The sequence below is a fragment of the Pedobacter jeongneungensis genome (assembly GCF_039538295.1).
GTDB lineage: Bacteria > Bacteroidota > Bacteroidia > Sphingobacteriales > Sphingobacteriaceae > Pedobacter > Pedobacter jeongneungensis.
The window spans coordinates 1-1,074 of record NZ_BAABBY010000037.1 but is presented as its reverse complement, the minus strand read 5'-3'; the positions used below and the strand labels follow the sequence as shown (position 1 = coordinate 1,074).

The window sequence follows — 1,074 nt, the reverse complement described above, 5'->3', positions numbered from 1 at the left end:
ATTGTAAAGGTTTAGTAATTCGGTAACAGAATTAGCTTTGTAAATAGCTAATTATAATTTATGCGAATAAACACTAACGACCTTACCTTAAAGCGGAATTATTTAAGTAAATACCGTTTTCTAATCAAAGAATATGAACAGATAAAAGATGGGAAACACCCTAAGTTCAAGCTTGTAAAAGATTTTTACTCTGCCCATGATACTGATGCAAGGAGTTTTCTTAAATATTACAACAGGTTCAAACAGTCCGGTAGTGAACTGGACCTTCTTCCGGCAAAACGTGGCCCGAGGTATCGTACCAGGCGGCCAGATCTCCAGGATGAACAAAAGGTATTGGATCTTCGCAAACTTGGCAACAGTAAATTTGAAATAGCCAGCCAGCTTAAACAAAAATCGGATAAATTTACACCATCGGCATCCGGGGTGTACAATATCCTCAGACGTTATGGACAGAACCGCTTGGAGAGTGCCGAAAAGGAAGTTAAACGAAAAATTATCAAGGAGCGTATGGGCCAGTTAGGACATATTGATTGTCACCATCTAAGTAAAAGTGTAATCAGGGGAGAGAACAGAAAGCTTTATCTGATCTGTGTCCTTGATGATTATTCCCGTCTTGCATGGGCAGAGGTAATGGAGGATATTACCGCACTTACCACCATGTTTGCTGCCATGCGCTGCATGCAGATGCTAAAACAGGAATTTGGGATATTGTTTGAGGAGATGATTGCCGATAACGGTCCTGAATTCGGACCGTCCATCAGCAGGAACAAGCAGAACCACCCATTTGAAAGAATGTTGATGGAAACCGGTATTAAAAGGCGATATACACAAGCATACCGCCCACAGACAAATGGAAAAGTAGAGCGTTTCTGGAGAACGCTAAAAGAGGACCTGATTGAGGATACAGACTTTGATAGTCTGGAAGAGTTACAAGATGAACTTTTAAAGTATATTGTTTATTATAACTGGGAAAGACCACACCAGGGAATTAATGGTAAAAAACCGGCGGAAATGGCAAATATAAATAACAAAAAATAACTCTAGTTCATTACCGAATTACTAAACCTTTACAGC

Annotated in this window: 1 protein-coding gene; it reads left to right on the top strand. The window is 39.8% G+C overall.

The window, feature by feature from the left end:
• The first annotated feature begins 60 nt into the window (after positions 1-60).
• On the top strand, positions 61-1,038 hold the full coding sequence (locus ABD769_RS24925) for an integrase core domain-containing protein (protein WP_344854075.1): 978 nt from the start codon (positions 61-63) through the stop codon (positions 1,036-1,038).
• The last annotated feature ends 36 nt before the right edge of the window (positions 1,039-1,074 follow it).